23 protein-coding genes, 2 pseudogenes and 3 riboswitches are annotated in these 22,286 nt (G+C 71.7%); of the genes and pseudogenes, 13 read left to right on the plus strand and 12 right to left on the minus strand.

Features of this window, described 5'->3' with window-relative positions; genetic code table 11:
- Nucleotides 1-107 precede the first annotated feature (107 nt).
- A riboswitch (cobalamin riboswitch) is annotated at nucleotides 108-233 on the plus strand.
- A 56-nt stretch (nucleotides 234-289) separates the two neighbouring features.
- The 4 genes from cobN to ACFHWU_RS13510 all read left to right on the plus strand — a co-directional run bounded on the left by cobN (nucleotide 290) and on the right by ACFHWU_RS13510 (nucleotide 6,168).
- Entirely contained in the window at nucleotides 290-3,910 is a 3,621-nt protein-coding gene (cobN, locus tag ACFHWU_RS13495; RefSeq protein ID WP_416555155.1) for a cobaltochelatase subunit CobN, read from the plus strand.
- A gap of 60 nt (nucleotides 3,911-3,970) precedes the next feature.
- Nucleotides 3,971-4,942, plus strand: coding sequence for a pirin family protein (locus ACFHWU_RS13500; protein WP_416590686.1), 972 nt, complete (start codon nucleotides 3,971-3,973; stop codon nucleotides 4,940-4,942).
- 136 nt (nucleotides 4,943-5,078) lie between these two features.
- The gene (locus ACFHWU_RS13505) at nucleotides 5,079-5,822 is read left to right on the plus strand and encodes a lytic polysaccharide monooxygenase (protein ID WP_416555151.1); all 744 of its coding nucleotides are present in this window, start codon (nucleotides 5,079-5,081) and stop codon (nucleotides 5,820-5,822) included.
- Between the two features lie 22 nt (nucleotides 5,823-5,844).
- Nucleotides 5,845-6,168, plus strand: a complete 324-nt coding sequence (locus ACFHWU_RS13510; RefSeq protein ID WP_416555149.1) for a hypothetical protein — start codon at nucleotides 5,845-5,847, stop codon at nucleotides 6,166-6,168.
- On the opposite strand, the gene ACFHWU_RS13515 is transcribed toward ACFHWU_RS13510, so the two are convergent.
- Together ACFHWU_RS13515 and ACFHWU_RS13520 are read right to left on the minus strand one after the other, a co-directional pair.
- Nucleotides 6,161-6,772: a hypothetical protein gene (locus ACFHWU_RS13515; protein WP_416590687.1), complete on the minus strand. Its 612-nt coding sequence runs from the start codon at nucleotides 6,770-6,772 to the stop codon at nucleotides 6,161-6,163. The genes ACFHWU_RS13510 and ACFHWU_RS13515 overlap by 8 nt on opposite strands.
- Before the next feature lie 196 nt (nucleotides 6,773-6,968).
- Nucleotides 6,969-7,187, minus strand: coding sequence for a DUF2277 family protein (locus tag ACFHWU_RS13520; RefSeq protein ID WP_416555145.1), 219 nt, complete (start codon nucleotides 7,185-7,187; stop codon nucleotides 6,969-6,971).
- Between the two features lie 139 nt (nucleotides 7,188-7,326).
- On the opposite strand from ACFHWU_RS13520, the pseudogene ACFHWU_RS13525 reads away from it, so the two are divergent.
- A pseudogene (locus tag ACFHWU_RS13525) lies at nucleotides 7,327-7,803 on the plus strand (TetR/AcrR family transcriptional regulator); the annotation flags it as partial.
- On the opposite strand, the gene ACFHWU_RS13530 reads toward ACFHWU_RS13525, so the two are convergent.
- The 3 genes from ACFHWU_RS13530 to ACFHWU_RS13540 are packed head-to-tail and all read right to left on the minus strand — an operon-like array spanning nucleotide 7,762 to nucleotide 11,833.
- Entirely contained in the window at nucleotides 7,762-9,270 is a 1,509-nt protein-coding gene (locus ACFHWU_RS13530; RefSeq protein WP_416590688.1) for a cobyrinate a,c-diamide synthase, read from the minus strand. The pseudogene ACFHWU_RS13525 and the gene ACFHWU_RS13530 sit on opposite strands and share 42 nt — an antisense overlap.
- Nucleotides 9,264-9,866: a cob(I)yrinic acid a,c-diamide adenosyltransferase gene (gene cobO, locus ACFHWU_RS13535; protein WP_416555141.1), complete on the minus strand. Its 603-nt coding sequence runs from the start codon at nucleotides 9,864-9,866 to the stop codon at nucleotides 9,264-9,266. The genes ACFHWU_RS13530 and cobO overlap by 7 nt, the downstream gene beginning before the upstream one ends.
- Nucleotides 9,866-11,833: a VWA domain-containing protein gene (locus tag ACFHWU_RS13540; RefSeq protein WP_416555139.1), complete on the minus strand. Its 1,968-nt coding sequence runs from the start codon at nucleotides 11,831-11,833 to the stop codon at nucleotides 9,866-9,868. Before ACFHWU_RS13540 ends, cobO begins: the two co-directional genes overlap by 1 nt.
- An 80-nt stretch (nucleotides 11,834-11,913) precedes the next feature.
- A riboswitch (cobalamin riboswitch) is annotated at nucleotides 11,914-12,041 on the minus strand.
- A 109-nt stretch (nucleotides 12,042-12,150) separates the two neighbouring features.
- Nucleotides 12,151-12,325: riboswitch (cobalamin riboswitch) on the plus strand.
- A gap of 31 nt (nucleotides 12,326-12,356) precedes the next feature.
- Here ACFHWU_RS13540 and ACFHWU_RS13545 point away from each other — a divergent pair.
- The 3 genes from ACFHWU_RS13545 to ACFHWU_RS13555 are packed head-to-tail and all read left to right on the plus strand — an operon-like array spanning nucleotide 12,357 to nucleotide 13,721.
- Nucleotides 12,357-12,557, plus strand: coding sequence for a CbtB domain-containing protein (locus ACFHWU_RS13545; RefSeq protein WP_278168918.1), 201 nt, complete (start codon nucleotides 12,357-12,359; stop codon nucleotides 12,555-12,557).
- A 16-nt stretch (nucleotides 12,558-12,573) separates the two neighbouring features.
- Nucleotides 12,574-13,332, plus strand: coding sequence for a CbtA family protein (locus ACFHWU_RS13550; protein WP_416590689.1), 759 nt, complete (start codon nucleotides 12,574-12,576; stop codon nucleotides 13,330-13,332).
- A 47-nt stretch (nucleotides 13,333-13,379) separates the two neighbouring features.
- On the plus strand, nucleotides 13,380-13,721 hold the full coding sequence (locus tag ACFHWU_RS13555) for a hypothetical protein (protein WP_416555133.1): 342 nt from the start codon (nucleotides 13,380-13,382) through the stop codon (nucleotides 13,719-13,721).
- A 175-nt stretch (nucleotides 13,722-13,896) separates the two neighbouring features.
- Here ACFHWU_RS13555 and ACFHWU_RS13560 read toward each other — a convergent pair whose 3' ends face one another.
- The 4 genes and pseudogenes from ACFHWU_RS13560 to ACFHWU_RS13575 all read right to left on the minus strand — a co-directional run.
- The gene (locus ACFHWU_RS13560) at nucleotides 13,897-14,280 is read right to left on the minus strand and encodes a hypothetical protein (protein ID WP_416555131.1); all 384 of its coding nucleotides are present in this window, start codon (nucleotides 14,278-14,280) and stop codon (nucleotides 13,897-13,899) included.
- Nucleotides 14,281-14,368: 88 nt separating this feature from the next.
- Nucleotides 14,369-14,998, minus strand: a complete 630-nt coding sequence (locus ACFHWU_RS13565) for a hypothetical protein (RefSeq protein ID WP_416590690.1) — start codon at nucleotides 14,996-14,998, stop codon at nucleotides 14,369-14,371.
- A 183-nt stretch (nucleotides 14,999-15,181) separates the two neighbouring features.
- Nucleotides 15,182-15,940 (minus strand): maleylpyruvate isomerase N-terminal domain-containing protein, encoded by a 759-nt coding sequence (locus ACFHWU_RS13570; RefSeq protein ID WP_416590725.1) that lies wholly within the window; start codon nucleotides 15,938-15,940, stop codon nucleotides 15,182-15,184.
- Nucleotides 15,914-16,327, minus strand: a pseudogene (locus ACFHWU_RS13575) (ASCH domain-containing protein); the annotation flags it as partial. The gene ACFHWU_RS13570 and the pseudogene ACFHWU_RS13575, both read right to left, overlap by 27 nt.
- A gap of 152 nt (nucleotides 16,328-16,479) precedes the next feature.
- On the opposite strand from ACFHWU_RS13575, the gene ACFHWU_RS13580 reads away from it, so the two are divergent.
- From ACFHWU_RS13580 to ACFHWU_RS13600, 5 genes are all read left to right on the plus strand, one after another.
- Complete coding sequence (locus tag ACFHWU_RS13580) at nucleotides 16,480-17,004, plus strand: GNAT family N-acetyltransferase (RefSeq protein ID WP_416590692.1); 525 nt, start codon at nucleotides 16,480-16,482, stop codon at nucleotides 17,002-17,004.
- A gap of 77 nt (nucleotides 17,005-17,081) precedes the next feature.
- The gene (locus ACFHWU_RS13585; RefSeq protein ID WP_416590694.1) at nucleotides 17,082-18,074 is read left to right on the plus strand and encodes a MerR family transcriptional regulator; all 993 of its coding nucleotides are present in this window, start codon (nucleotides 17,082-17,084) and stop codon (nucleotides 18,072-18,074) included.
- A 15-nt stretch (nucleotides 18,075-18,089) separates the two neighbouring features.
- The gene (locus ACFHWU_RS13590; protein WP_416590695.1) at nucleotides 18,090-18,860 is read left to right on the plus strand and encodes an aminotransferase class IV family protein; all 771 of its coding nucleotides are present in this window, start codon (nucleotides 18,090-18,092) and stop codon (nucleotides 18,858-18,860) included.
- A gap of 263 nt (nucleotides 18,861-19,123) precedes the next feature.
- Nucleotides 19,124-20,107 (plus strand): helix-turn-helix domain-containing protein, encoded by a 984-nt coding sequence (locus tag ACFHWU_RS13595; RefSeq protein ID WP_416590697.1) that lies wholly within the window; start codon nucleotides 19,124-19,126, stop codon nucleotides 20,105-20,107.
- A 116-nt stretch (nucleotides 20,108-20,223) separates the two neighbouring features.
- The gene (locus ACFHWU_RS13600) at nucleotides 20,224-20,496 is read left to right on the plus strand and encodes a sigma factor-like helix-turn-helix DNA-binding protein (RefSeq protein WP_416590727.1); all 273 of its coding nucleotides are present in this window, start codon (nucleotides 20,224-20,226) and stop codon (nucleotides 20,494-20,496) included.
- 52 nt (nucleotides 20,497-20,548) lie between these two features.
- Here the strand turns inward: ACFHWU_RS13600 and ACFHWU_RS13605 are convergent, their stop codons facing one another.
- From ACFHWU_RS13605 to ACFHWU_RS13615, 3 genes are read right to left on the minus strand one after another with little or no spacing between them, the layout of a single operon-like run.
- Complete coding sequence (locus ACFHWU_RS13605; RefSeq protein WP_416555119.1) at nucleotides 20,549-20,884, minus strand: DUF6510 family protein; 336 nt, start codon at nucleotides 20,882-20,884, stop codon at nucleotides 20,549-20,551.
- A gap of 1 nt (nucleotide 20,885) precedes the next feature.
- Nucleotides 20,886-21,638 carry a ferredoxin reductase gene (locus ACFHWU_RS13610; RefSeq protein ID WP_416555117.1) on the minus strand — a complete coding sequence of 251 codons (753 nt, stop codon included), beginning with the start codon at nucleotides 21,636-21,638 and terminating at the stop codon, nucleotides 20,886-20,888.
- Nucleotides 21,608-22,210 carry a sulfite oxidase-like oxidoreductase gene (locus ACFHWU_RS13615; protein WP_416555115.1) on the minus strand — a complete coding sequence of 201 codons (603 nt, stop codon included), beginning with the start codon at nucleotides 22,208-22,210 and terminating at the stop codon, nucleotides 21,608-21,610. The genes ACFHWU_RS13610 and ACFHWU_RS13615 overlap by 31 nt, the downstream gene beginning before the upstream one ends.
- Nucleotides 22,211-22,286: the final 76 nt, after the last annotated feature.

The raw sequence follows: 22,286 nt of genomic DNA on the forward strand, positions 1-22,286 counted from the left end.
ACTACGGGTCGTCCCCGGACGGCGGCCGCCGCACGGCGAATACATCACACCTTGACGAAACGTCCGCCGGTCGTGAAAGTGTTCGTAGCCAGACGCGGCGACAAGCGGAGGAAGTCCGGTGTGAATCCGGTGCGGTCCCGCCACTGTCACCGGGGAGCAGACCCCACCGACGGCCACGGTCCCTCACGGGCCGGAAGGCCGGGGCGAGCGTTGATCCGGGAGCCAGGAGACTCCGGTCGCCGCGACCGACGACCCGGGGCGCGGACCCCGAGGGAGGACCGGGCGTCCGATGATGCTACTTTTGTCCACTTCAGATACTGATCTGCTGAGTGGACGGGCCAGCGGTGCCGACTGGCGCCTGGCAAACCCGGCCCGACTGTCGGTCGACGACCTTCCGCCGCTGCTGGCCGGCGTCGACCTCGTGGTGGTCCGGCTACTCGGCGGCCGCCGGGCCTGGCCGGACGGGCTGGACGCGCTGCTGGCCGGACCCCGTCCGGTGGTGGTGCTCAGCGGCGAGCAGGCCCCGGACGCCGCCCTGATGGAGCTGTCCACCGTACCCGCCGGGGTGGCCGCCGAGGCGCACGCCTACCTGGCCCACGGCGGCCCACCGAACCTCGCCGAACTGCACCGCTTCCTGTCCGACACGGTGCTGCTCACCGGGCACGGTTTCGCCGCGCCGCGGCCGGCACCGGAGTGGGGTGTGCTGGAGCGCGCGGCGACGCCGGCCGGACCGGGCCGGCCGACCGTCGCGGTGCTCTACTACCGGGCCCACCACCTGGCCGGCAACACCGGCTTCGTGCACGCGCTGTGCGACGCGGTCGACGCCGCCGGCGGTCGGGCGCTGCCGGTCTACTGCTCGTCGCTGCGCTCGGCCGACCCGCAGCTGCTGGCCACCCTGGGTCAGGCCGATGCCCTGGTGGTGACCGTGCTGGCCGCCGGCGGGACCCGACCGGCGACCGTCGGCGCCGGAGGCGACGACGACGCCTGGGACGTCGGGGCTCTCGCCGAGCTGGACGTGCCGATCCTGCAGGGACTCTGCCTGACCAGCTCCCGGCAGACCTGGGCGGCCACCGACGACGGACTATCCCCTTTGGACGCAGCGACCCAGGTTGCCATCCCGGAGTTCGACGGCCGGCTGATCACCGTGCCGTTCTCGTTCAAGGAGATCGACGCCGACGGCCTGTCGGTGTACGTGGCCGACCCCGAGCGGGCCGCCCGGGTCGCCGGGATCGCGGTCCGCCACGCCATGCTGCGGCGCGTCGCTCCGGCCGACAAACGGATCGCGGTGCTGCTGTCGGCGTACCCGACGAAGCACGCCCGAATCGGCAACGCGGTCGGGCTGGACACCCCGGCGAGTGTCCTGGCGCTGCTGCGGACGCTGCGCGACGCTGGCTACGACGTCGGGCCGCCCGACGGCCCCGACGCGGTCCCCGGCCTGGCCGACGGCGACGGCGACGCGCTGATGCACGCGCTGATCGCCGCCGGCGGGCAGGACCCGGACTGGCTGACCGAGGAGCAGCTGGCCGGCAACCCGGTGCGGATTCCGGCCCGCGACTACCGCCGCTGGTACGCGAAGTTCCCGGCCGAGCTGCGCGAACAGGTCGAACGGCACTGGGGTCCGCCGCCGGGTGAGCTGTACGTGGAAACCTCCCGCGACCCCGACGGCGAGATCGTGCTCGCGGCACTGAACGCTGGCAACATCGTGCTGCTGGTGCAGCCGCCACGCGGCTTCGGAGCCAACCCGGTGGCCATCTATCACGACCCGGACCTGCCGCCGAGTCACCACTACCTGGCTGCTTACCGGTGGCTGGAGCACAGCTTCGGCGCGCACGCCGTGGTGCACGTCGGCAAGCACGGCAACCTGGAGTGGCTGCCGGGCAAGACGGTCGGGCTCAGCGCCGACTGCGGGCCGGACGCCGCCCTCGGTGACCTGCCGCTGATCTACCCGTTCCTGGTCAACGACCCCGGCGAGGGCACCCAGGCCAAACGACGGGCGCACGCCACCCTGATCGACCATCTGGTGCCGCCGATGGCCCGGGCGGAGAGCTACGGCGACATCGCCCGGTTGGAGCAGCTGCTCGACGAACACGCGAACATCGCCGCCCTGGACCCGGCGAAGCTGCCGGCGATCCGGGCGCAGATCTGGACCCTGATCCAGGCCGCCCGGCTCGACCACGACCTCGGTCTGGACGACCGGCCGCACGACGCCGAGTTCGACGACTTCCTGCTGCACGTCGACGGGTGGCTCTGCGAGGTCAAGGACGTGCAGATCCGCGACGGGCTGCACGTGCTCGGCGCGGCACCGGTCGGCGCGGCCCGGGTCGATCTCGTGCTGGCGATGCTGCGGGCCCGGCAGATGTGGGCCGGGCAGGTCGCGGCGCTACCCGGCCTGCGGGAGGCGCTGGGCCTGGACGAGTCCGGCACCGACCGCGACGGCACCGACGCCGCCGAAGCGACCGCCCGGGAGCTGGTCGCGGCGATGGAGGGGCACGGTTGGCGGTCGGACGCCGCCGTCGAGGTCGCCACGCGTGTGCTCGGCGACGATGACGAGCGGACCGCGCTGGTCACCCGGATCCTGGAGTTCGCGGCGACCGAGGTGGTCCCCCGGCTGGCCCGCACCGCCGACGAGCTGGCCCACGTCGCGCACGCACTGGCCGGCGGGTACGTGCCGGCCGGGCCGAGCGGGTCGCCGTTGCGCGGATTGATCAACGTGCTACCGACCGGACGCAACTTCTACTCGGTGGACCCGAAGGCGGTGCCGAGCCGGCTGGCCTGGGAAACCGGGCAGGCGATGGCAGAGTCGCTGCTGGCCCGCTACCGGGCCGACACCGGCGACTGGCCCCGCTCGGTGGGACTGTCGGTATGGGGCACGTCGGCGATGCGGACCGCCGGCGACGACATCGCCGAAGTGCTGGCGCTGCTCGGCGTACGGCCCGTGTGGGACGAGGCGTCGCGACGGGTGACCGGCGTCACGGTAGTCCCGGCCGAGGAGCTGGGCCGGCCCCGCATCGACGTGACGGTGCGGATCTCAGGCTTCTTCCGTGATGCGTTCCCGCATGTGGTGGCCATGTTGGACGACGCGGTCCGACTGGTCGCGGCCCTCGACGAGCCGGACGAGCTGAACTTCGTCGCCGCGCACGCCCGCGCCGACCTGGCCACCCACGGCGACACCCGGCGGGCCACCATGCGGATCTTCGGCTCCAAGCCGGGGACCTACGGTGCCGGGCTGCTGCAGCTGATCGACAGCCGCAACTGGCGCGACGACGCCGACCTGGCCGAGGTGTACGCGGTGTGGGGCGGCTACGCCTACGGCCGGGACCTCGACGGCGCGCCGGCGCGCGACCAGATGGAGTCGGCGTACCGACGAATCGCGGTCGCGGCGAAGAACATCGACACCCGCGAGCACGACATCGCCGACTCCGACGACTACTTCCAGTACCACGGCGGCATGATCGCCACTGTACGGGCGTTGACCGGGTCGGCCCCGGCGGCCTACGTCGGCGACAGCACCCGGCCGGAGGCGGTGCGCACCCGCGCCCTGCACGAGGAGACCGCCCGGATCTTCCGGGCCCGGGTGGTGAACCCGCGCTGGCTGGCGGCGATGCGCCGGCACGGTTACAAGGGGGCGTTCGAGCTGGCCGCCACGGTCGACTACCTGTTCGGCTACGACGCCACCGCCGGGGTGGTGGCCGACTGGATGTACGACAAGCTGGCCGAGACGTACGTGCTCGACGAGGTCAACCAGAGGTTCCTTACCGAGTCGAACCCGTGGGCGTTGCACGGGATCACCGAGCGGCTACTGGAGGCGGCCGACCGCAAACTGTGGGAGTATCCCGACCCGGCGGTGCTGGACGGGCTGCGGGAGGTGTTCCTGCGAACCGAGGGCGACCTGGAGGACCGCGCCGGTTGACCTGGACGGTGCGGTGCGGTCGGCCGGGCGCGCCGGCGGTGCCGCGCGTAAGGTCGAGGCATGAGTGCGGCGGCGTCGGGGAGCATCCGATACGACGGGACGACGGTCGCCGACGCGCAGCCGGAGAGCGTGCTGCTACCCGGCCACGACGTGCCGCTGGGCCGCTACACGACGGTTCGGCGGCTGCTACCGCAGCGACCCAGGCGCATGGTCGGTGCCTGGTGTTTCGTCGACCGCTTCGGGCCCGACGACGTGGCCGGGCGGTCCGGCATGCAGATTCCGCCGCACCCACACACCGGGCTGCAGACGGTGACCTGGCTGGTCGACGGTGAGATTCTGCACCGGGACAGCCTGGGTAGCGTGCAGTCGATCGTGCCGGGACACCTCAACCTGATGACCGCCGGGCACGGCATCGCCCACTCGGAGCAGTCACCGCCGGTCCATCCGCCGGTGATGGACGGCCTGCAACTGTGGGTGGCGTTGCCCGAGTCGGCCAGGCACGGCGAGCCTCGGTTCGCGCATCATGCCGCGTTGCCACAGGTGGGTGCCGGTGACGCGCGGATTACCGTGGTGGTCGGCGAGTACGCCGGCGTCCGGTCCCCCGCCGAGATGGCGAGCCCGATCGTCGGAGCCCAGGTCGACATCGACGCCGATGCGACCGTCGCGCTGACGCTGCGCGACGATTTCGAGTATGCCCTCCTGACGATGTCCGGCACGGCCCGGGTCGACGGGGTGGAGCTGGCCCCGGGCGGGCTGCTCTACCTGTTCGAGGGCCGGTCGGCCACGACGGTGACCACCGACGGCCCGGCCCGGCTGTTCCTGCTCGGCGGGGAGCCGTTCGACGATCCGCTCGTGATGTGGTGGAACTTCGTCGCCCGCAGCCATGAGGAGCTGGTTGCCGCCCGCGATGACTGGGCGGCCGGTAGGCGGTTCGGCACGGTGACCGGCTGCGGCGACGCCCCGCTGCCGGCGCCGGAAATGCCGATCACCCGGGTCAAGGCCCGCGACCGGCACGGCCGTACGGTCGGCTGACCGTCGCACGACCGGTCGACTTCGTCGACGTATCGAAATTCTTCGTTCGCAATCTTTACTGTTAACTGTCCTTACGCTAACTTCATCGGCAAAGGCCGGCCGCCCCACCGCCACCCACGACGTGCGGAGCGCCCCCATGCGACGACGAGTTCTCCTGCCTCTGCTCGCCACCGGCACCATGCTCGGCACCCTGCTGGTCGCCGCCCCGGCCAACGCGCACGGTTACATCTCCTATCCGCCCAGTCGACAGGCGATGTGCGCGCAGGGCCGAGTCGCCAACTGTGGCCCGATCGTGTGGGAGCCGCAGAGCGTCGAAGGCCCCAAAGGACAGCGCACCTGTCACGGCGGGGTGAGCCGCTTCGCCATCCTCAACGACGACAGCGCCAACTGGCCGGCCACCGCGGTCGGCGGCGGGTCGGTCACCTTCACCTGGACACTGACCGCCCGACACGCCACCAGCACCTGGGAGTACTACGTCGGCGACGACCGGATCGCCGTGTTCGACGACGGTGGCCGACAGCCCGCCGCCACCGTGTCGCACACCGTGGATCTCGGCAGCCACACCGGCCGGCAGAAAGTGCTGGCGATCTGGAACGTCGCGGACACCACGAACGCCTTCTACTCCTGCGTGGACATCCAGATCGGTGGAGATCCGGGCCCGTCGCCGACCCCGGCGCCACCACCGCCGACCACCCCACCACCGACGTCCACGCCCACCGTGTCGCCCGAACAGCCCGGCGGCACCTGGGCCGCCGGCACCACGTACCAGGTCGGTGCCGTCGTCAGCTACGCCGGCGTCAGCTACCGGTGCCGGCAGGCACACACCGCGCTCGCCGGCTGGGAACCGCCGAACGTACCGGCGCTGTGGCAACGGCTCTGACCGACCGGTGCATCATGTACGGATGTCGCCACCATGGGACACCGCCGGCCAGGTGGCGGTACCGAAACTGGTGCCGCCGGTCGGTGCCGCGCTGTTCGTCATCGGCGCGGCGCGGGTGCCGGCCGCCGGCAGCGACGTGTTAAGCGTGGCTGGTCGGCCGGACGCTACGGCGCCGACTACCAGTTCACCAGCCCGCAGCCGGTCAGCGACCCGGCCTGGTTCATCGTCACCGTGCCGACGGCCGGCAGCTACCGGGTCGAGGATCAACGTGGTGGTGGCCGAGTGGGTTATCCGGCGTCGCGCCGCCGGCCAGGACCGACGACCCGACGCGGTACGGGTCAGCTGATCCGCTCGACCACGACCCGCCGGATGACGAACTTGCCCGGCTCCCGGACCTGTTCGAACGCGGCGTCGTTAAGCAGAACGCAGCTGCCCGACGGGCTGGTCACCGTGACGGTGACGCTCCGGTCGTTGTCGAGGTTGGTCACCTTGAGCACGGTGCCGACAGGGAAGGTGCCGCTGGAGGCGGCCGGGCCGGCGTCCTCGTTGAACAGGGTCACCGTCGATCCCGCGCAGACGACGTCGCCGGGTGTCCCGGTGTCCGGCGCGGCGGCGTCGCCCGTACCATCGGGCTGCTCCGGCGCGGGCGTCGCGGCCGGCGCGCCGGCGCCGACGTCGGCCGTGCAGCCGGCGGCGGCCCGCCGCTGCTCGATCAGGTCGACCACTGCCTGCCGGTTGGCGATCCGGTCGTTGGACAGGGCGTCCGGGTTGGCCCGCTGCTCGGCGATGAAGGTCAGGTTGTTCCGCAGCGCGGTGTCCAGGACGTCGCAGTTCTCCCCCGCCTTGCCGAGCCCGGTGCCGACCGCCAGTCCGCCGCCGAGCAGGGCTGCTGCCGCCGCCCCGACGAAGACCTTACGCGCCCGCCCACTCCTGGCATCCCACCCGTACATCCACCGCTCCTCTCGGTAGCCGCTGCCCGAAACGCAGCTACCGGGCCATACGTGGGTGGATGGTCGACGGATCTGTCCGGAACCTCAAGTTTCCATTAAGGATCTTCACAGAATTCACGGACAGTCACATCGCGAGGCTGTCCGACGACACGGCGCCGCCGGCTCCGTCGCACACTTCTTCCGGCGGCGCCGTGGCCTACCGGGCCGCTGGGGCACGGACCACCAGACGATCCAGCAGTTCGCGGCTGGCGGCGGCGACGGCCGCCACGGCGGCGTCGAACGCCTCCGCGTTGTGGGCGGCTGGTTGCCGGAAACCAGAGATCTTCCGGACATACTGCAGCGCGGCGGCCTCAATGTCGGCGTCGGTCACCTCGGCGGTGTACGGCTCACGGAGCGTCTTGATGCTTCGGCACATGCGCTCCATACTGCCGCAGCCCACGATGGCAGGCGGCCCCGAGGCGGCCGGACGACCCAGGCCAGCTTGACGAACCAAGCTAACGCAATTAGCTTAAGCGTTATGCCATGTAGCCAGCCTACGCGGTCCGGCCGCCGACATGCCTAGAGCAGGGCTCACCCGGGGCGGCCTGGTCGACGCCGCGATCGCCCTCATCGACGAGCAGGGACTCGACGCGCTGTCGCTCAACGCGGTGGCCGGCCGGGTCGGGGTCGCCACACCGTCGCTCTACAAGCACGTCACCGGCGGCCTCACCGAACTGCGGACGCTCATCGCTGCCCGGCTCATCGGTGAGTTCGCCGACGAACTCACCCGGCACACCCTCGGTCTCAGTCGGGACGCCGCCGTCGCCGCCCTGATGCACGCCAGCCGGGACTACGTCCGCCGACATCCCGCCCGGTGGGCGGCGATGCCCGCCGACCCGATCCGCGACCCGGTGACCGTCGCCGAAGGAACCCGGCTGCTGGAGGTGACCCTGGCCGTGCTGCGCGGCTACGGACTGCAGCGGTCGGCGGCGGTACACGCCACCCGCTGCCTACGGGCGATGATGCACGGCTTCGTCTGCCTGGAAATCGACGGCGGCTTCGGCCTGCCCGAGGACGTGACGGAGAGCTACGAACGGCTGATTGCCATGTTCACCGCCAGCTTGCCGCGGGACTGACACCGTCCGCCGCGCGGCCGTCACCAGCCGGGTGGCGATCTGCGGCCGCGCCGCCCAGTGCAGGTGCAGGTACGACGCGTGCACGCCACCGGCGACGAAACCCTCCGGCGCCGCGCCACGCCACCCCCAGGCCATTGCCGCGCCGGCCCGCGGCGTCACCTCGGTACGGTGGAACTCGTGGCCGGTCAGCCGGGCCCCCTCCGGCGCCAACACGCTGTCGGTCAACGCCACCGCATCGCGGTAGCCGAGCGTCAACCGGGAAGTCATCCGCGCGTCCGCCGGCAGCACCCCGCACATCGGCGCCTCGTCGAGGGTGCGGCACAGCCACAGCAGGCCGGCGCACTCGGCGACGATCGGCGCACCGGCGGCCGCCAACGCCGCCACCTGCCGCCGCAACCCGGCGTTCGCGGCCAGCTCGGCGGCGTACACCTCGGGAAAGCCGCCGCCGACGACCAACGCCGCAGTCGCCGCGGGCAGCCGCTGGTCACGGACCGGATCGACGGTACGCACCTCGGCACCGGCGGCCGTCAGCAGCTCGACGGTCTCCGGATAGCCGAAGCTGAACGCCGGTCCACCGGCGACGGCGACCACTGGCCGGTCACCGCTCGCCGCTGCTGGCGCGTCCTCGCCGGAGCCGGCGTCCGCGTGCCCGACAGCGCCCGCCGACGTCCAGGGTTCGACCGCCAGCAGGGGTGCGGCGCCCGCCACCGCCGCCACCGCGGCCAGGTCCACCGACGCGGCGACCAACTCCGCCAGCGCACCGACCGCCGCACGCGCCTCGACGGCGCGTTCCACCGCCGGCACCAGACCCAGATGCCGCGACGGGGTGTCGACCGACGGATGCCGCCGCAGCACCCCGAGCACCGGCGTGCCGACCTCCTCGCAGGCGTCCCGCAGCACCTGCGCGTGCCGGTCGGAGCCGACCCGGTTGAGGATCACCCCGGCAATGTGGACCTGACCGAACGACCGGAACCCGTGCACCAGTGCGGCGATCGACCGGCTCTGCCCGGCCGCGTCGACGACCAGCAGCACCGGGGCGGCCAGCAGCGCCGCGACCTGGGCGGTGGAGCCGACGTCGGCGCCGCCGACCCGGCCGTCGTAGAGCCCCATGACGCCCTCGATGACCGCGAGGTCGGCACCGGCGGCGCCGTGGGCGAACAGTGGCGCGACGCGCTCCTCACCGACCAGCACCGGGTCCAGGTTGCGGCCGGGCCGGCCGGCGGCGAGCGTGTGGTAGCCGGGGTCGATGTAGTCCGGGCCGACTTTGAAGCCGGCGACCCGGACACCCTGGGCCGCGTAGGCGGCGAGCAGGCCGGTGGCCACCGTGGTCTTGCCGTGCCCGGATCCGGGTGCGGCGATCACCACCCGGGGAACGGCTACCACTCGATGCCCTGCTGGCCCTTGCGTCCAGCGTCCATCGGATGCTTGACCTTGGTCATCTCGGTCACCAGGTCGGCGAGGTCGATCAGCTCCGGCGCCGCGTCCCGGCCGGTGACCACCACGTGCTGGCCGCCCGGCCGGTCCCGCAGCACCGACACCACCTCGGCGACGTCGATCCAGCCCCACTTCAACGGGTAGGTGAACTCGTCCAGCACGTAGAACCGGTACGCCTCGGCGGCCAGATCACGGCGGATCTGCGCCCAGCCCTCGGCTGCCTCGGCGGCGTGGTCGCGCTCGGTGCCGGGGCGCTGGATCCAGGACCAGCCCTCCCCCATCTTGTGCCAGGTCACCGGCGCTCCCCGGCCCGACGCACCGAGGGTACGCAGGGCCGCTTCCTCGCCCACCTTCCACTTCGGGGACTTGACGAACTGGTAGACGACCACCGGCCAGCCGGCCGCCCAGGCCCGCAACGCCATACCGAAGGCCGCTGTCGACTTGCCCTTACCGGGCCCGGTATGGACGGCGAGCACCGGCTGACGCCGCCGGGCCCGGGTGGTCAGCCCGTCGTCGGGGACGTGTTCCGGTTTACCCTGTGGCATCAGGCAGCCCTCCCGCTGGCGAGGCCGACCCGAGGTTGCGGCACCACCGCCGACAGCGCCTCCAGCGGCAGCCATTCGGCGTCGAAACCGGTGGCGAGCCGCCGGGCCAGGCCCAGTCGCACCGGACCAGACTCGCAGTCGAGCACCACCATCGCGGTGCCGGCGAGCAACGGCGCCAGGTCTATCGGATTCGGTCCGCTGGTCGACCGCCCGTCGGTGACCAACAGGATCAGTGGCCGACGGCGTGGCTCGCGGCGGCGCTCGGCGGCGACGGTGGCGGCGGCGGCCCGCAGCCCGGCGGCGATTGGGGTACGGCCACCGGTGCGCAACTGCGCCAGCTTGGCGACGGCCACCTCGTGGCTGCTGGTCGGTGGCAGCACCACGTCGGCGGCGGCACCCCGGAAGGTGATCATCCCGATCCGGTCCCGCCGGTGATAGGCGTCGCGCAGCAGCGACAGCACGGCGGTCTTGACCACGGTCATTCGCTGCCGGGCTGCCATCGACCCGGAGGCGTCGACCACGAACAGAATCAGGTTCGCCTCCTGGCCGACGTAGCGGGCCTGGCGCAGGTCGGCGGGGGTGATCTGGCGGGCACCCCGGGATGCGGCGGCGCGCACCGTGGCTGGTAGATGCACCGTCGACGGCCGTCCAGTCAATGATCCGGCACCGACCACCCGGCCCCGGTCGGCGTGGGCCGCCGAACGTCGGCCGGGCGTCGCGCCCGCACCGAGCCCGGGTAGCCGCAGTGTCCGGGGCCGGTACGCGGGCCCGGCCGCCGCCGGAGCCGGACCGCCCGGCGGTACGCCGTCCGGCTGCTCGGCACCGCCCGCCGGCCCGCTGTCGTCCAGCGTCGCTGGCTCGGGCGACGGGCCGCCCTCCGGTGGTGGCGGACCCTGCGACGGGCCGCCCTCCGGTGGTGGCGGACCCTGCGGCGGCGGAGGATCGGGATCGTCGTCGCCGCACTCGTCACGCAACACCTCGTCGAGGCGCTGCTCGTCGGCACCGGGCGGGTCGAGCGGGTCACGGCGCCGCCGGTGCGGCAGCGCCAGCCGGGCTGCCTCGGCGACCTCGGCGGCGGTGACCGCCGGTTGGCCCCGCCAGGCGGCCAGCGCGACGGCGGCGCGGGCCATCACGATGTCGGCCCGCATACCGTCCACCTGGTACGCCAGGCAGATCCGGGCGATCCGGTCGATCTCGGCATCGGGCAGCGTGACCGCGGGCAGGGCCGCCCGCGCATCGCGTACCCGCAGTGCGAGCTGGTTGTCGGCGGACCGCCAGCGGTCCGCGAACGCCACCGGGTCGGTCTCGTACGCGAGCCGACGGCGCACCACCTCGGCCCGGTCGGCCACCTCGGAAGGTGCGGCCACCGACACCATCAGCCCGAAGCGGTCCAGCAACTGTGGACGCGGCTCGCCCTCCTCCGGGTTCATCGTGCCGACCAGCAGGAACCGGGCGGCGTGACTGACCGACACCCCGTCGCGTTCGACGTGGGCCCGGCCCATCGCCGCTGCGTCCAGCAGCAGGTCCACCAGATGGTCCGGCAACAGGTTGACCTCGTCGACGTAGAGCAGGCCCCGGTGCGCGGCGGCGAGCAGCCCCGGATCGTACGCCTTCACGCCGGCGCTGAGTACCCGCTGGATGTCGAGGGTGCCGACCACCCGGTCCTCAGTGGCGCCGACCGGCAATTCGACCAGAGCGGCCGGGCCGCGGCGTGCGGTCACCGGCGCGGTGTGCGGCCCGTCGGGGCAGGTCTGGTCCGGGGCTGCCGGATCGCAGCCGAACCGGCAGCCGAGCACCCGGTCGACCTCCGGTAGCAGCCCGGCCAGCGCGCGGACGATCGTCGACTTTGCGGTGCCCTTCTCACCCCGGATGAGCACGCCGCCGATGCCGGGGTGCACTGCGGCGAGCAGCAGGGCCTGCCGCAGGTCGGGCAGGCCGACGACGGCGGTGAACGGGTACGGCGTCATGGCAGGGGCCGACAGGTGTGCATGGTGAATCCCTCCCGCGGGTGTCCACGCCCGCGTACCGGTGGACCAGCGAGCGGCCGGAGTCTCCTGGCTGCCGGATCGACGTCGCGTCCCGAGCCTTCCCGCCGTTGGGGCAGTGGCTGTCTCAGGGGGACGCGACTCACCGGTCACAGTGGCGGGACCGCCCCGGATTCGCACCGGGTTCCTCCGCGCCGCTCGTGCCGGTCATGCTCCCCCACCGGCGGTCCACCGTCAATGTGGCGCCGGTCCCGGTGTCGGCCAGAGCCGCAGCCATTGCCCGAGCGGTCACCACGGCGGTACGCTGCGCAGGCCACGGTGTTCGGGAAGCCGGTGTGATTCCGGCGTGGTCCTCGCCACTGTGACCGGGAAGTGTCCGTTCCACCACGCCACTGGGCCGACGACGGTCCGGGAAGGCGGGACGGCCGCGACGATCCGGGAGCCAGGAGACCGGCCGTGGCATGCACCGCATCGCCACGAGGCATGGACGAGAGGATTTCCTGGCATGACTGCACCTTCTGTCGGCGGCGAGGTCACCACCACCGCCATCCGCGTACCGCTCGCCGGTTGGTTACTGGCCGCCGTCGCGGCGGTCGTCATCTACCTGGTCGCGCAGGACAACGGGCTGGTGCTGGCCGGTGCCGCCGAGTTCGTGCACGAGTTCACCCACGACGGCCGGCACGCCCTCGGCGTACCGTGCCACTGAGCGGCGGCCGGCTCCGATGAGCACCTACCCGTTCGGCGCGGTGCTGGGCCGCGGCCTGCTCGCCGGTGCGGCCGCCGGCGTGGCAGGCGCGGTGGCGGCCCTGCTGATCGTCGAACCGCAGATCGAGTCGGCGCTGGTCGTCGAGGAGGCCCGCGCTGCGACCGGGACGGCCGGACACAGCCACGACGAGGAGTTGGTCGGTCGGGCCATGCAGGTCCTCGGCGGGCTGGTCGCCACCGTCGCGGTGGCGCTGTGCCTGGCGTTGATCGTCGCCGTGGTCTACGCGGCGACCCGGCACCTGCTGCCCGGCCGCGACGACTTCCGCCGGGTGGGGCTGCTCGCCGGGCTCGGCTTCGTCGTGGTGGCGCTGCTACCGGCGATCCGCTTCCCGGCCAACCCGCCGGGCGTCGGCGATCCGGACACCGTCAACCAGCGCACCGGACAGTACCTGTCGTTCATCATCGCCGCAGCCGCCGTGACCTGGCTGGCGCTGCTGACCCACCGGCGGCTGACCGGCTGGGCGCGGCCGGCACCCTACCGGACGGTGGTCGCGGCGGCGCTGGCCATCGTCGGGTACGCCCTGCTCCTGGCGCTCTGGCCAGCCACCGGAGTCGACGTGCCCACCGACATCCCGGCGACGCTGCTGTGGGAATTCCGACTCGCCTCGCTGGCGCAGCTCGCCACCATGTGGACGGTCCTCGGGGTGGTGTTCGGACTGCTGCTCACCCCGGCCCGGACCGGTGGTCGGCGGTCCACGCTCGCCGACGTCGCGTGACGGCTGACGACGGCGCGGCAGGCCCGGAGCCCGGGCGCCTCGTCCGGGTGACCGTATGCCGAGGCTGCTGTTGCGGCACCCGCCGCAAACACCCGGACGTCGACCACGACCGGCAGCTCGACGAACTGCGTGCCGCCTCGCCGGTACGGGTGTCGGACTGCCTCAACGCCTGTGACCGGTCCAACGTGGTAATCGTGCAGCCGGCAGTGTTGGCCCACCGGCTGGGCGCTCGTCCGGTGTGGCTCGGCGGGGTGCTCGACGAGACGTCACTGTCAAGTGTCGTCAAGTGGATCGCGGCCGGCGGGCCGGGCCTAGCCGCACCGCCGGACCGGCTCGCCGGGCTGCGGTTCGCCGCCCCCCGCTGGGGAAAGTCCGTCCCGACGTCCTGACCGCCGTGATGCGCGGTGTTCCGCCCCGACGACACAGACCGGCCTTCGTCTACCGCTCCCAGCCGGTGCCGTACCACCCGGCCGACGCCTCGCCGATACGGATCGTCTTTCCGGGCGCTTCCGCCCGTAGCCGCCGCAGCCCAGCGTCAACGACGGCGCGATCGCGTTGTACATGTCACCGATCGCGCCCTGCGAGGCCGGCGCGTTCCAGATGATCCGTACCACCTTGACCCGCCGGCCGAACTCCTCGGCGAGCTTTGTCCTCGAACACGCCGCAGCCGGTCTCCTGGACCGCCAGCCGGGCCAAGTCGCTGCGTCGGCCGAGCGCGACGACCGACGCCTTGCCGACGATCGTGTCGATCCGTTCCTGGTCGAATTCGGCGTAGTCGTCGAGTGCCTTCGACGCCGCCGAGACGAGAGCGTCGATCGCGGCCTCTGTCTCGGCCGGCGCCGCCGGCTTCGGGTGCACCTGGACGACTGCGGTCGTGCCGATCACCTCGTTCGGTCGAGCACCGGCGGCACCCTGCCGCCGGTGCTCGACCTCATCGTCACCCGGCACGGCGATCGGTCGCTGCCGCCGTACGTCCCCGATCGCCGGGACCTAGGTCACCCGACAATCGGTCCACTGTGGCGGCTTGACCTTCCGGTCAGCTTGCGGAGCGCGCCGCCGCCAACTCTCGGGCCTTGGCCGGCCAGGTCGGCAGGCTGGCAGTGGCCCGTACCCCGGCGGCGCGGACCGCCGCGCGCAGCGCCGCCTCGTCGGTCGCGCCCAACTGCTCGTACGTACGGATCCCGGCAGACTGCAGGGCGGCGGCCATCTTCGGCCCGATGCCCTCGATGCGCCGGAAGTCGTCCGCCGGCTCAGCCTCAGCCTCGGCGGCGGCGGGCGGCTCAACGGCGGGCGGCTCAACGGCAGGCGGCTCAACGGCAGGCGGCTCAACGGCAGGCGGCTCAACGGCAGCGACCGGCTCGGCGGCGGGCGGGTCGACGGCAGCGACCGGCTCGGCGGCGGGCGGGTCGACGACCGGCGCCTGCTCAGGGCTGGCCGCATCGGCGGTAGTGGCCGGCTCAGCACTGACCGGTTCGACACTGACCGGCTCGGCCGTGGCATCCGCAGCGGGCTCGGCGGTGGGCTCGGCGGGAGCCTCGGTGGTGGGCCCGGTCTTGACCGGGTCGGCCGCCGACGGCTCCTCCGAGGTAGTGGTCGGTGGCTCGACTGCGGCAGCCGCCTCAGGCTTCACCGAGGCGTCCTTGCCGGCGGCGGACCGGCGGCTCATCACGAGCCACCCCGCGACTGCACCGAGCAACACTACGACCAGCAGAATCAGTATGTTTCCGAGGGACCAGTCCACGGCAAACCTCCAGCACCAAAAGTCAGAATCGCGAAAGGGTCTCGTTGTGGCCTTGTCGCTGTCAACCTACGGGCAGTCGCAAGGCGCTTCGAGGGCAGGTCGGTCCCGCTACTCTTCGCCAACCACAGTGGGACTGTGCGTGCCACCGAAAAACGGGGAGCGCACTCCTTGCGGGTGCAGTTCAGCCGGGTCCACGTCACCTGACTCGACTCGCCCGGTGACCGCGCGTACCAACGTCGGCCGGTCCCATCCACGCGCCGCCCGCAGCGGTGCCAGTGTGGTGCCCGCCGACAGCGCCACCACCAGATCCGCCGCCGGGGCGGTCAGCCACGGCGCTATGCCGAGGCCGTCGGCCAGGTCGACACCGTGGACGGCGAGCTCGACGACCCGGGTGGCCTGGAAGTCGGTCAACGTCATCAGGTCACCATGCCGGGTGACGACCATTCGGTCCGGCGGCTGCGTAGTGACCCGAGCGGCGGCGGTCGCTGCCCGCGCCGCCAGTTCGTCGACAGCGGCGGTGGCCGTCCGGGCCGCCGCCCACCGCTGTGCGTCGGCGATCCGCCCGCCGTCCGCGTCGGGACGGAACCGGGCGTCGGGCGCGTAGTAGCCGACTGCGTCCACCGAACCGTCCGGACCGGCGGCGGGTGCGCCGTCGTCGAGCATTTTGACGGTACGGGACAGTGCGATCACGGTGTGTGCAAGCAGTTCCTTGGCCGTCCACGGGCCGCATCTGGTCGGGCGGTCGAAGTCCGCCTCCGGTACGGCCCGTAACGCGTCGACCGCCGCCCGACTCTCGGCGGCGTAGGCGAGGGCCACCTCGTCGGACCGCCAGATCCGCTGCACGACACGGAACCGTTCGGCCACCACCATCGTCCGGTCGTCTACGGTGAACGTCTCGTCACCGAGGGCAGCCCGCATCGGCGTCGACTGCCAGAAGTCGACGTGGGCGCGGCGCCACCCGGCGACGTCAACGAACCCTTCGCCTTCGTCGACGGCGTGGGCGAGGTCCACCTCCGCCAGTGAAACCACCCGTACCCCGGTGGTCTCCAGTACCGCGCAGGGCCGGTCCGCCGAATCCACCAGCACCGACCGGTCCCCCGCGACCGGCAGCGGCTCGTTGTCGTGCTCGTACTCGCGCAGCAGCCCGGACGTGGCCGTCTTCTCGCCGGTGAGGATCGCCGCGACCAGCCGGTCGCGCAGCGGACCGGGAAAAGCGAACTCGGGCTTCGGTACATGATCGAGGCGGTGCGGCACGTCCTGCCCGGCATCACGGTCCGCCTCGGTCGCCACAGCCGCAGTGTACTGGCGCGGTGCCGCCTGGTCCCGTCCACGATCGTGTGCTGCCCGCCAACGACCGTCGCGCAATTGACGTGACTGGCCACGACCAGGTAGGCCACGATAGGCCGGTGACGACGTCAGATCAGCGCGCCGTGGCGCTGCACCCGATGACCCAGGCCGAGTACGACGTACGCATTCCCGCGCTGGTGGCGGGCTATGCCGGCAGCCTGCTGCGGTCCGGGCGCGCCACCACCGCGACGGCGCTGACCGAGTCCCGCCGCCAGCACGCCGAGTTACTGCCCGACGGGCTGGCCACCGAGCGGATGCTGTTCCTGGTGGCGCGGCCGGCGGATGCCGACGACGCGCGTCCGGTCGGCTGGATCTGGGTCGGGCTACCGGACTCTGCCGAACCGGAGCGGCCGGCCTGGATCTACAACATCGAGGTGGACGCCGCCCACCGCGGCAACGGGTACGGAGGGGCCATCCTGGCGGCTGTCGAGCCGGTGCTGGCCACGCGCGGAGTCACCCGGCTCGGGTTGAACGTCTTCGGGGACAACCTGGTGGCCCGTCGGCTGTACGAGTCGACCGGATTCACCGTCACTGCCCAGCAGATGGTCAAACCGATCGGTTCCGTGCCACAGGAGTCGGTGTAGCGAATCTGGCGTACCGCTGCGGGCGCGACCCGACGAAGCTTGCATCTCAAGCCGCTTGAGATCGCATAGTGGGCGCCGTGGACATGAACGAGCTGTACCCCATCGGGGATGTCGCCCGACGCACCGGTCTGAGCGTCAGCGCCGTCCGGTACTACGCGGACGCCGGTGTCGTCACGCCGGCCGCCAGTACGCCGGCCGGCCACCGGCTGTACGACGTGTCGGCGATCGCCCGGCTGGAACTGGTCCGGACGCTACGGGAACTCGACGCCGGGCTGGACGAGATCCGGCGGGTGCTGGCCGGCGAGGCGACGCTGCGCGAGCTGGCCGCCACCCACCTGGCTCTGCTGACCCGGCAGGAGGCACGGCTGCGCAGCCGCCGCGCGGTGCTGTCGACCATCCTTCGACAGGACTCCACCGCCGAACAGGTGACGCTGATGCACAAACTCGCCGGAATGTCGGACGACGAACGTGACCGGCTGATCGACGAGTTCTGGACTGAGATCTCCACCGGTTGGGAGCCGCCGGCGCAGATGCTCAAGTGGTGGCGGGCGGCCCACCCGAAACTGCCCGACCACCCCACCACAGCCCAGCTGGAGGCGTGGATCGAGCTGGCGGAGCTGGTCCGCGACCCCGGGATCCGCCAGGCGGTGCGCCGCGAGCTGCACGAGGTGTGCACCACCGGAGCCGGACCGCTGATGACCTCGTCACCGATGCTGGGCAGCATGGAAGCGGCTACGCCGATCGGCCAGGCGGCGATGGACGCGGCGCGGGACCAGGTGCCACCGGACTCGCCGCAGGGGCGGGAGATCGCCGACCGGTGGATGGGCTGGCTGACCGGCGTCTTCGCGACACCGGACAGCCCAGGGATGCCGGACACCCTCGAGTTCCGGCTCCAGACGGCCGACCACATGATGGAAGGTGCGGAGTGGGACCGCACACCGCCGGACCCGCCCGGTCTGTTGGACCGGTACCTGGCGCTGGTCACCACCGTTAACGGCGGGGAGCCGGAACGGTTCCCGTTCGAGTGGCTGGCCGAGGCGCTGCGCGCGTCCGCCCTACCGGCCCGCTGATCGGAGACTGGCATCATGCTTCTGAACGGGCAGCCCGTCGATCTGAATCATCTGAAGATCCTGGGTCTCACCAACTACGGTCACTTCACGTCGATGCGAGTGGACGCCGGCCGGGTGCGCGGACTCGCGCTTCACCTCGATCGGCTGACAAGGGACTGCCGTGCACTCTTCGGCACGGAACTCGATCAGCACGAGGTTCGCTGCTATGTCCGTCACGTGGTGGGTTCCGCCGAGTCGACCGTCGCCAGGGTAACGGTGTTCGACCCAGATCTCGACCTGGGGCATCCCGCCGGCGCATCAAGCCCGCAGGTGCTCGTCACGACGCGAGCGGTGTCGTCGGTCCCACCACAACCGCTGGTGCTCACCACTCGCTGCTACGAGCGGGACTTACCAGGAGTCAAGCACCTCGGCCTGTTCGCGACGGTGTTCCATCGCCGACAGGCCCAACTCGCTGGCTTCGATGACGTGCTGTTCGTGGACAGGGAGGGTTTCATCTCCGAAGGGGCGACCTGGAACATCGGCCTGATCGAAGGGGACGACATCGTGTGGCCGCAGGCACCGGTGTTGCCGGGAGTCACGATGGCGTTGATCCGTCAGGAGCGCCCAGGGCATGAGCGCCGCGTCAACGTGGCGGAGCTGGACCGCTACACCGCAGCGTTCGCCACCAACGCCACGGTTGGAGTCCGGGCTGTCACCGCGATCGACGCCATCCGATGGTCTGACATGACGCCGGTGGTCGAGCAGATCCGCAAGGACTACAGCGCCATCCCCGGCGAACCACTCTGATGCGCTGCACGTCGGTACGTACACCTGGCCTCGGGGCAGTTCAGCACACCCGCTACTGGAAGGGATGCTTCCCGTTGCCGGAACCATCCCCTGCCTTCCCTCTTGACATTTCCTCGTTGACGTAATCCCCGACAGGGTCAGGAATTGTTCGACGCAGATGGTTGAAGGCGGCATTCACCGGGTGGATACTGTCCAAAATCGATCACCGCCACAGGCAGTTCGCGCCACCACGCATCGATCGTGCGCCACACTTCGGGGGTGTCATGCAGAACCATCCGCTCACCGCAGCACGCGAACGCCTGGGCCTGACCCGCCGGCAACTCGCCGACGCCGTCAACAAGATCCTCTACCCCGACCCCGGCCAGGCGGCGCACAGCGCCTTCACCGCCAACTACCTGGGCAAACTCGAAAACGGCAAGATCCGCTTCCCCGCCGAGGACTACCGCACGGCCCTGCGCATCGTCCTCAATGTCGACACCAACGACGAACTCGGATTCCGCAACCCTCGCACAACGGTACGGCAGGATGCTGCTGTTGTCGGATCGGAGATCAGTGCCGTCTCCGGCAACCGGAGGGTTGTGCCCGCTTTCCCGAGCGTAGGTAGCGCCAAAGGGCTGGTCGAGCAGCCCTCGGTCATCCTGGCCCGGATCCGCGAGAACAACGACGCGAGCGTCAACCACGCGCTGCTGGACACTCTGAATCTCTACGTTTCGGATGTCGTCGCCCGCTACGAGGAGGAAGGGCCACTCACGCTGGCCGCCGACGTGGTGCGGCAACGACGCTGGGTGCAGAGCCTCATCCCGCTGCGGATGCAGCCCAGCTACAGCGCCCGGCTGCTCACCATCGCCGGGCAGCTCTCCGGGCTGCTCAGCTACATGTCGGTCAATCTCGGCCGGTTCAGCTCCGCGCGGGCCTACGGGATCGAGGCGTTCCAGCTCGCCGACTACGCGGAGGACCGGGAACTCAAAGCATGGGTACGGGGCACACAGAGCTTCGCCGAGTTCTACGACGGGCAGTACCGCAAGGCGCTCGCCTACGCCGTGGACGGCCGCCGGTTCGCCAGCCGCGGAGCACAGGCGGTCCGCCTCGCCGTCAACGGCGAGGCACGCGCGCACGCGAAGCTCGGCCAGGCGCAGGAGGCAGAACAGGCGATCGGCACGGCTTACGAGGTGCTCTCGGACCTGTCGCCCGACCGCTGGCCACCCCCGGCTGGCCATCGACCAGCTCCGCTCGGCCCGGTCCCGTAGGGAACGCTACGTCGGCGAGTGGCTGCCCGAGCCACTGGTCACCGACCCCACACCGGCCGAGCAGGCGGAGATCGCCGATTCGCTGTCGCTGGCCTTTCTCGTCCTGCTGGAAAAGCCTGTCAGCGCAGCAGCGCGCCGCGTTCCTGCTGCGCGAGGTGTTCGACTACCCGTACCCGCAGGTCGCCGAGATCGTCGGTGCCGACGTGGACGGCACCCGGCATCTGGTCGCCCGGGCGCGCGAGAAGATTCGCGCGCGCCGACCGCGCTATCACGCCAGCCGGCGGCAACGCGACGAGCTTGCCCGACGGTTCTTCGCTGCCGCTCAGCAGGGCGACCTGCCGGCGTTGGAGCAGTTGCTGGCGCACGACGTGGCGCACTGGCTGAGGTGATCCGGCTCCGCCGTGCCGGGCGGCCCGGTCGGCACGGCGGAGCCGGGAAGGCTCAACCTGCCGGTACGGTGATCCGTAGGCTCAGCGCGCCGTGCAGGTCGAGCCAGACGTCGACCGGGCCGCGTACCAGCCGCAGCAGCACCCCGGTGCAGTGCGGGCAGCGGGCGACCAGGCCGGGCGCGTCGGAGTAGACCATCAGAGCGGCAAGCGGCCCGGCCCGCCCGCAGTTGGCGCAGCGGCCGATCGCGGTGGTGACGTCCACCGCGAATATCTCGCCCAGCGGACCGGCCAGCGCGTTACCGTCCAGGTGGTGCTCATCGGGTAGGTGGTGCTCGTCGATCAGGTGACGTCCGTCGGGCAGCACCGACGTCACGGGCTGGTCGGTCATGTCAACCTCCGGTGGGTCCGAATCGTTCGGTGCGGACGCGGCGGGGGTCGTGCCCGAGGGCGATCAGGATGTCGGCGACCGTCTCCACGAAGCCGGTCGGCCCGCAGACATAGCAGGCCGGTTCGAGCATGGCCGGCCAACCGTCGGTGTTGACCCGGGAGATTCCGATCCGGCCGACCTGGCCGGGCCGGCCCTCGGGCGCCTGCCGGGTGTAGACGTAGCTGACGTCGAGACCGGCGTCGTCGCGGGCGCGGCGGCGCAGCTCGTCGGCGTAGTAGACGTCGGCCGGGGTACGCACCGAGTAGATGAGCCGGAACGGTACCCGGCTGCTGGCGGCCCGTCGGGCGCGGATCATCGCCATCAGCGGCACGATGCCGGAGCCGCCGGCGATCAACAGCACCGGATCGGTCGTGTCCGGTCGCCACACGAACCAGCCGCCGACCGGTCCGCGAATCTCCACCGGGTCACCGACGGCGTACGGGCCGGCCAGGTAGCCGGAGACCTCGCCGTCGGACACCCGCTGCACGGTCAGCTCGACCCGGTCGCCGTCGGCCGCGTTGGCGATCGAGTAGCTGCGCTGTGCCTGGTAACCGTCGGCGGCGGTGAGCCGCACGTCGACGTGCTGGCCGGGCAGGTGTCCGGGCCAGTCCGGCACGTCGAGCAGCAGGGTACGGGCGGTCGTCGTCTCGTCCCGGACGGCGGCGAGGCGGGCCACCCGCCAGCTCAGTCGCCCTGGTACCGCTGCTCGCGCCATGGGTCACCGTAATCGTGGTAGCCGGCGGTCTCCCAGAAGCCGGGTTCATCGTCGGTCAGCAGCCGGATGCCGTGCACCCATTTGGCCGACTTCCACAGATAGAGGTGCGGCACCAGCAGCCGGGCCGGGCCGCCGTGCTCCGGGCTCAGGTCGGCGCCGTCGTAGCGGTAGGCGATCCATGCCTGCCCGTGAAGCAGGCCGGCCAGTGGCAGGTTGGTGGTGTATCCGCCGTACGAGTGAACGAGGGCGTAGTCGGCGCTGGTGTCGATGTCGGCCAGCAGGGTGTCGAGGGAGACGCCGTGCCAGCGGGTGCCGAGCTTGGACCACTTGGTCACGCAGTGCAGGTCGACGGTGACGTCCTCACTGGGCAGGTCGAGCAGCTCCGGCCAGCTCCACCGCTGCTCGGTGCCGTCCTCGGTGGTGACCACGAACTGCCAGCCGGCGACGTCGATGCGCGGGGTCGGGCCGGCGGACAGCACCGGGAAGTCGTCGGTCAGATACTGTCCCGGCGGCAGGGTGGCAGCGCCGGGAGGACGTGGACGGCCCTGGAAACCGGGCGACACGATACCCATCGGACCGTCGTACCACCTGGCCGGGCGCTTCCGCCAGCGTCGGCGGGGATTGCACTCGTCCGAGGTGCCGGGCCGC

This window comes from Micromonospora sp. LOL_015, from assembly GCF_048060275.1.
Lineage (GTDB): Bacteria > Actinomycetota > Actinomycetes > Mycobacteriales > Micromonosporaceae > Micromonospora_E.